Annotated in this window: 9 protein-coding genes; all 9 read right to left on the reverse strand. The window is 50.3% G+C overall.

Annotated elements, in window-relative coordinates; genetic code table 11:
- Window positions 1-389 (reverse strand): GDP-mannose 4,6-dehydratase (locus B2Z72_RS00005; protein ID WP_297003934.1); only part of this gene is annotated, 389 nt, incomplete at its 3' end.
- A gap of 4 nt (window positions 390-393) precedes the next feature.
- Window positions 394-1560 (reverse strand): nucleotide sugar dehydrogenase, encoded by a 1167-nt coding sequence (locus B2Z72_RS00010; RefSeq protein ID WP_296985746.1) that lies wholly within the window; start codon window positions 1558-1560, stop codon window positions 394-396.
- A 67-nt stretch (window positions 1561-1627) separates the two neighbouring features.
- A complete protein-coding gene (gene galU, locus B2Z72_RS00015) occupies window positions 1628-2518 on the reverse strand; it encodes a UTP--glucose-1-phosphate uridylyltransferase GalU (protein ID WP_296985743.1) in 891 nt (296 codons plus the stop codon).
- 203 nt (window positions 2519-2721) lie between these two features.
- Window positions 2722-3204, reverse strand: coding sequence for a transcription termination/antitermination NusG family protein (locus B2Z72_RS00020; RefSeq protein WP_296985741.1), 483 nt, complete (start codon window positions 3202-3204; stop codon window positions 2722-2724).
- A 27-nt stretch (window positions 3205-3231) separates the two neighbouring features.
- Window positions 3232-3939, reverse strand: a complete 708-nt coding sequence (gene pyrF / locus B2Z72_RS00025) for an orotidine-5'-phosphate decarboxylase (protein WP_414716385.1) — start codon at window positions 3937-3939, stop codon at window positions 3232-3234.
- Between the two features lie 10 nt (window positions 3940-3949).
- A complete protein-coding gene (locus tag B2Z72_RS00030) occupies window positions 3950-5128 on the reverse strand; it encodes a hypothetical protein (protein ID WP_296985738.1) in 1179 nt (392 codons plus the stop codon).
- 8 nt (window positions 5129-5136) lie between these two features.
- The gene (locus B2Z72_RS00035) at window positions 5137-5418 is read right to left on the reverse strand and encodes a LapA family protein (RefSeq protein WP_296985736.1); all 282 of its coding nucleotides are present in this window, start codon (window positions 5416-5418) and stop codon (window positions 5137-5139) included.
- Window positions 5419-5434: 16 nt separating this feature from the next.
- The gene (gene ihfB / locus B2Z72_RS00040) at window positions 5435-5737 is read right to left on the reverse strand and encodes an integration host factor subunit beta (protein WP_296985733.1); all 303 of its coding nucleotides are present in this window, start codon (window positions 5735-5737) and stop codon (window positions 5435-5437) included.
- 592 nt (window positions 5738-6329) lie between these two features.
- Window positions 6330-6882 (reverse strand): S1 RNA-binding domain-containing protein (locus B2Z72_RS00045; RefSeq protein WP_297003936.1); only part of this gene is annotated, 553 nt, incomplete at its 5' end.

Here is a 6882-nt window from a genome sequence, read left to right on the forward strand (position 1 = left end):
TGATAGAAACGGGTTTTCTTTTCCAACCCCAGGAAGCGGATGGCCTCCAGCAGGCGTAAAGTGCCCATACCATCAACATCAGCGGTGTACTCAGGTGACTCGAATGAAACCGCTACATGTGATTGAGCACCGAGGTTGTAGACTTCATCCGGCTGAACTTCCTGCAGAATACGCGTCAGATTGGATGAATCGGTCAGGTCGCCATAATGCAGGATAAAGTTCTTATTATCCGTGTGCGGGTCCTGATAGATGTGGTCGACGCGCTGCGTGTTAAACAGAGAAGCACGACGCTTGATGCCGTGTACTTCGTAGCCTTTTTCCAGCAGAAACTCAGCAAGGTAAGAGCCATCCTGGCCGGTAACGCCTGTAATAAGAGCTTTCTTTTTCATGGTATTAATCACTTCCAAACAAATCACGTGTATAAACTTTGCCACTAACATTATCTAATTCAGCAGAGGGCCGGTTCGCCACAATCACATCAGATATTTTCTTGAACTCTTCAAGGTCATTTACCACCCTCGAATTAAAGAATTCATCTTCGTCGAGTACAGGTTCATAAACAATAACCTCAATCCCCTTGGCCTTAATCCGCTTCATGACACCCTGTATCGCTGAGGCGCGGAAGTTATCGGAACCACTTTTCATAACCAGGCGATAAATACCAACTACTTTAGGGTTACGGCGGATAATAGAATCGGCGATAAAATCTTTACGGGTGGTATTAGCATCAACAATGGCGCGGATAATGTTATTCGGCACCTGTTCAAAGTTAGCCAGCAGCTGTTTGGTGTCTTTTGGCAGACAGTATCCGCCATAACCAAAGCTTGGGTTGTTGTAATGGCTACCGATGCGGGGGTCCAGGCCGACGCCTTCGATGATCTGCTTGGTGTTTAATCCGTGGGTCTCACAGTAGGTGTCCAGCTCATTGAAGTAAGCGACACGCAGGGCCAGGTAGGTATTGGAGAAGAGTTTTACCGCTTCTGCTTCTGTACTGTCAGTGAAGAGAACATCGATATTTTCTTTGTATGCGCCTTGCTTCAGCAGGCCAGCGAAGGTTTCAGCACGTTCGGATTGCTCACCCACAATAATGCGTGACGGGTACAGGTTGTCGTACAGCGCTTTGCCTTCCCGCAGGAACTCGGGCGAGAAGATCAGATTTTCACAGCCGGTATCTTCTTTCAGTTTTTTGGTATATCCAACCGGAATGGTAGATTTGATCACCATAACCGCATTTGGATTGATACTGTTTACATCACGGATAACGGATTCAACGGTTCTGGTATTGAAGTAATTGGTCTGCGGATCATAGTCCGTCGGCGTTGCAATCACCACAAACTCAGCACCTTCATAGGCTTCGTTCTTATCCGTGGTTGCTCTGAAGTTCAGTTCCTTGTTCTGCAGAAAGTCTTCAATTTCAGCATCAACAATAGGTGACTTTTTATTGTTCAGGAGTGCGACTTTCTCTTCAACAATATCCAGAGCGACAACCTCGTTATGCTGCGCCAGCAGCATGGCGTTCGACAGGCCGACATAGCCTGTACCAGCGATTGCAATTTTCATTCTTTATGTCCGAAGATGGCGGGGAAACCCCGCCGTATTAAATGATGTAAAGCCTGATCAAATACGCTTATTTGAGGCTTTTAATCCACTTAGTAAACTCAGCGCCTTCTTTACCATGACGCATTGAGTATTCCACAAAGGCTTTCATATAACCCAGCTTGCCGCCACAGTCGTGGGACTTACCAGTCATGTAGAAGGCATTGACCTGCGAAGACTTCATCAGGGTCGCAATAGCATCAGTCAGCTGAATTTCATTACCCGCACCAGGAGGCGTCTGTTTCAGAATATCCCAGATAGTCGCCGGTAATACGTAACGGCCCACAACGGCCAGGTTAGAGGGTGCTTTGTTAACCGGTGGTTTTTCCACCATGGCTTTGATAGGTAAGCTTTCACCGGGACTCAGCTCAGCGCCATCCAGATCAACAACACCGTATTTATCAACCTGGCTCTTATCCACGGCTTCTACCAGAATCTGCGATGCGCCGGTATTTTCGAATTCGCGGATCATGGCGGCCATGTCTTCTTTTTCAAGATCGGCTGACGCATCATCGATCAGGACATCCGGCAGCACGACGGCGAACGGGGCATCACCAACCAGAGGTTGTGCACACAGTACCGCGTGGCCCAGACCTTTTGCCTGACCCTGACGCACATGCATGATGGTCATGCCTTCCGGAGTAATGGAGCGAACTTCATCCAGCAGCTGACGCTTTACACGCGCTTCGAGCGTGGATTCCAGTTCGAATGAAGTATCAAAGTGGTTTTCAATCGCATTTTTGGAGGAATGCGTTACCAGAATGACTTCGGTAATCCCTGCTGCGGCACATTCATTCACCACATACTGAATCAGGGGCTTATCAGCCAGCGTCAGCATTTCTTTCGGAATTGCCTTGGAAGCCGGCAGCATACGTGTTCCCAGTCCCGCAACGGGAATGACTGCTTTTGTCACTTTTGCCATGTGTTATTGCCCTTTTCTTCTATAAGTTAATCGGATACCCATGCCGTGAGCCGGATCAACAGAATCCGGATACGGGTGTCTTCATCGGCAGATTCATCCTCAATCTGCCCTATTCTGAAGCGGAATATGCACGCTACCGCCCCAGGGTTACACGGCGATGATTCCCTGAGATCGCATTAAGCGTATTTTCATGCTGTCCTGCTTCAGGCTACAGCGAGTTCTTGCAAATCCAACACCAGTCTTTGCTGTTGATTCAGCAAAGTCAGAAATACGATCGCCCTGTGCTCGCCATCAAACTCTTCAAAAATGGCTTCATAAAGGCGAAATGGGCCTGACTCGATACGCACCCGTTGCCCTTTCATTATCGACTGTTGCTCTTCTGCCAAACCACAGCGCAGCTCAATATCTCGCACGATATCGTCCGCCAGCGTTGCAGGCTGATTACCAAAGGTAAGAAGTTTTCTGACCCCACGGGTAGACCTTACCCGGGAGATCAATGAAGGGTTATCTAAACAACGAAAAAACAGATAGCCTGGGAACAGAGGCGCCGGGGCTTTTTTTCCAGGGGAGGCAGTATTGCTATAGCGGGGACAGAAAACTTCTGCGCCCTGGAGATGAAGGTGCTCTTCAGCCCGGAGCTCCTGCCCCGGTTTGGTCTGAACAATGTGCCAATCCATTTCGCTCATAAGTCGTGCCGTAGTATCGCCGTAGTATCAGCGAAGTGATGTCAGAATATCGTGACACGCTGCTGCAGGGTCCGCCGCCTGAGTAATTGGACGTCCAATAACCATATAACTGACACCGGCTTCCTGTGCCTGAGGAGGCGTCATAATACGACGCTGATCCCCCGCATCACTGCCAGCCGGGCGAATTCCCGGTGTTACGGTCAGAAATTGGGGGCTACAGGCTGAACGGATCAGGCCCACTTCCTGTGCAGAGCAAACCACACCATGAAAGCCGCATCGTTCAGTCAGTTTCGCCAAACGCTCTACCTGAACCACAGGGTCAATATCCAGACCGATGTCCGCCAGATCTTCACGCTCCATTGACGTGAGTACGGTGACAGCGATCAGCAGCGGCTGATGGGATTTCTTTTCAACTTCTTCGCGCGCTGCTTCCATCATGCGGCGACCGCCGGAAGCATGAACGTTCACCATCCAAACGCCCAGCTCCGCCGCCGCACCAACCGCTTTAGCGCAGGTATTGGGAATATCGTGAAATTTCAGATCCAGAAAAACATCGAAGCCTTTATGCTGCAGAGCTTCAACCACTGAGGGACCGGCACTGGTGAACAGTTCTTTGCCGACTTTTACCCGACACTCTTCAGGATTCAGACGTTCAGCCATGCTCAACGCCTGATCAGCATCAGGGAAATCCAGGGCGACAATTACAGGGGATTTATCAGCAGCGGTTACCATCATAAATTCTTCACTAAAGCTCAAGATTACCCGGCGTCAGTTGCGGCATATAGGACTGCAGTGTTGACCAGTCCTTACAGCTTGGGCAGCGCCAGTGAAACTCTTTCGCTTTAAAGCCGCACGCGCCACAAATAAACTTGGGTTCGTGTTCAACAATGCGCCGCAGAATATCATACAGCACCAGTAACTGCGACTTATCGAGCTGTAAACGGTACTTAACAACCAACTCAACCAGGGCAAAAAAACCCTGATTTGACGGGGCTTCGGCCAGCTCCTGAAGCAAACTGGTCACGCCTTTTTCCGGCCCTTGCTGCTCAGCAATACACTCGGTACGGGCTGTCAGCGCTGGCACGTAATGACTGCTCTGCCAGTGACGGTCGAGATGAGAAATCAGACCATTCACGTCTCCAAGATCGTGGAAACTGCCGGTCATTTTTTCCAGCACCACGACGATGGCCTGAGTGTCGACTTCAACCGCTTTCAGGTAGCAGCGAATGGCTTCCCGGGCCTCATTCTGTGAGTACGCCAGATCGCCCTGCACGATATAAGCGCGGGCACAGCGGTTATCAATTTTCAGTGCCTGGCGGCAAAGTTTCTGGGTTTCGTAATAATCACCCGACGCGGTTGCCTGTACCGCCAGTTCACATACCGCCTGCGCTATCCGCCGTTCCAGCGCCGCACCGGAAGCCAGCTTTTTGCTGCGATACAGATCGAGAATTTTGCCCCACTCGCCCTCTTCCTCATAAAGCTCAACCAGATAGCGCGATGACTGCTCAAAAATACGGCCACGGGTATTCAGTAACTCAAGAAACAGGCGCTCAGCACGATCCAGCAGTCCGGCGTAGGAATAATCAATTGCCAGCTCCAGCTCAAGGATCATCTGGGTGTTTTTAGGCAACCCGGTGCGGGCAAACAGGGATTGATGGAGGTGCACCGCACGGTCCGCTTCGCCTTTCTCACGCAATGTGCGGCCCAGCTTCAGGAAGAGATCAACAGCATCATCGTCCAGTTGAGGGACGTTCAACAGTCGCTCCAGCGATGCGTCATTAGCCTCTGCTAAGAGAAACTCAACACTGGGGATCCAGTCAGGCTTACTCGCTTTTTTTCCACCTTTGGCAAAGCGATACCCCAACAGCCAGCCGATGGCAATGCCTGACAGCAGAAGCACATAGACCAGCAGGTTATCCATCATAAAAAGACCTAGGGAAGTTTATTCAGGCGCTGTTTGGTATCGGCAAGTTCTTTGCGTAACTGACGAAGCTTAAGGCGATAACGGGCGGCAGAAATCAGACCTGACATCAGGCCGGCCAGGGCACCAATGATCAGCATCGCACCCAACCAGATGGATACTGGCAAAGAGAAGGACTTCCCGATCAGGAAATCGAGTTCGACGTGATTGCTGTTGTGTGCAGAGAAGGCAAACGCATAAGCCAGCACAAGAACAAACAGCAGGACACTCAAAACGAGTTTGAGTTTTTTCATAAGTCAGGTTCCGGCGTTAATGCTCTTCAATATCATCTATACAGTCATTAACCTGATCACGGAGTTCCTTACCCGGCTTAAAATGCGGGACAAACTTCCCCTTCAGATCGACGGTTTCACCGGTTTTCGGATTGCGGCCAACCCTTGGTGCGCGATAATGAAGTGAGAAACTGCCAAAGCCCCGGATCTCGATGCGCTCACCGGAAGACAGTGTCTGCGACATATGATCAAGCAATGTTTTCACCGCCAGCTCCACATCTTTCGATGACAACTGCGGCTGTCGACTGACTATACGCTCTATCAGCTCAGATTTCGTCATAGCTTTTCCCTCCATGAGAACCAGTCCCAGGCACCCGCAAGGGCCGCCATTACCTAAGCGTAATAACGCTGTAGAAAATAAACTTAACTAAATCATGCAGTTAGCTAACCCCTTTTGCAAGCACTGTTTGTTTTTTGGACGCTTTGCCCGCTGTTTAACCCTAAATTTCATCATGGAATAGCAGTTTTTAATGCTATTGAAACCTGAACAGGCATTCAAAAATGCAGTATTGGGAAATTTCTGGCGAACAGAAAGGGCTGCCCTGATCAGGCCCGGGGCGCTTGCTGCATCGCCATCGTGATGTATGCGACAGCCAGCAGACTGCCGGAAACGGATCTTAAAGCACGTTATTGAGCTGCAAGAGATTCTGGGGATGGATGACAGGCATCAAAGATTTGCCGGGAGCAAAGCTTAACGCATGCAATGCGGCCCGCAGGGTGGCTGCCAGAAGTACCGGGGATGGATGGCAGACATCAAAAGTTTGCAGGGAGCAAAGCTTAACGCACGCAGTGCGGCCCGCAGGGTGGCTGCCAGGGATGGCAGACATAAAAAAACCCGCCGAAGCGGGTTTTTTGAATCAGAGGACTGAAGATCAGTCTTTCTGGTTCAGCTGCTCTTTGATCAGGTCACCGATAGTGGTAGGACCAGTCACTTCAGCGTCAGCTTTTTCACGCTGTGCTTTCAGAGCCGCTTTGTCTTCAGCGCTGTCTTTAGCTTTCACAGACAGTGCGATAGTGCGGTTCTTACGGTCGACAGTAGTGATAACTGCTTCAACGTCGTCGCCTTCGTTCAGCACGTTGCGGGCATCTTCAACTTTGTCGCGGCTGATTTCAGACGCTTTCAGAGTTGCTTCAACACCTGGTGCAACTTCAACAGTAGCTGCTTTGGCATCAACAGCGATAACTTTACCGCTTACCAGAGAGCCTTTGTCGTTTTCAGCTACGAACTCGGAGAACGGATCGCTTTCCAGTTGTTTAACGCCCAGGGAGATACGCTCACGCTCTGGGTCGATAGACAGGATAACAGTTTCCAGTTCATCGCCTTTCTTGTAGTTGCGAACCGCTTCTTCACCGCTGTCATTCCAGCTGATGTCAGACAGGTGAACCAGACCATCGATGCCACCGTCCAGACCGATGAAGATACCG

It is taken from the genome of Thalassolituus sp. UBA6592, assembly GCF_002433655.1.
In the GTDB taxonomy this organism is placed as follows: Bacteria; Pseudomonadota; Gammaproteobacteria; order Pseudomonadales; family Oceanobacteraceae; genus Venatoribacter.

What these genes read in the sequence shown, in the direction of transcription:
- B2Z72_RS00010 (WP_296985746.1), bottom strand. Translation starts at nt 1,560, where the DNA reads ATGAAAATTGCAATCGCTGGTACAGGCTATGTCGGCCTGTCGAACGCC.
- galU (WP_296985743.1), bottom strand. Translation starts at nt 2,518, where the DNA reads ATGGCAAAAGTGACAAAAGCAGTCATTCCCGTTGCGGGACTGGGAACA.
- B2Z72_RS00020 (WP_296985741.1), bottom strand. Translation starts at nt 3,204, where the DNA reads ATGAGCGAAATGGATTGGCACATTGTTCAGACCAAACCGGGGCAGGAG.
- pyrF (WP_414716385.1), bottom strand. Translation starts at nt 3,939, where the DNA reads ATGATGGTAACCGCTGCTGATAAATCCCCTGTAATTGTCGCCCTGGAT.
- B2Z72_RS00030 (WP_296985738.1), bottom strand. Translation starts at nt 5,128, where the DNA reads ATGATGGATAACCTGCTGGTCTATGTGCTTCTGCTGTCAGGCATTGCC.
- B2Z72_RS00035 (WP_296985736.1), bottom strand. Translation starts at nt 5,418, where the DNA reads ATGAAAAAACTCAAACTCGTTTTGAGTGTCCTGCTGTTTGTTCTTGTG.
- ihfB (WP_296985733.1), bottom strand. Translation starts at nt 5,737, where the DNA reads ATGACGAAATCTGAGCTGATAGAGCGTATAGTCAGTCGACAGCCGCAG.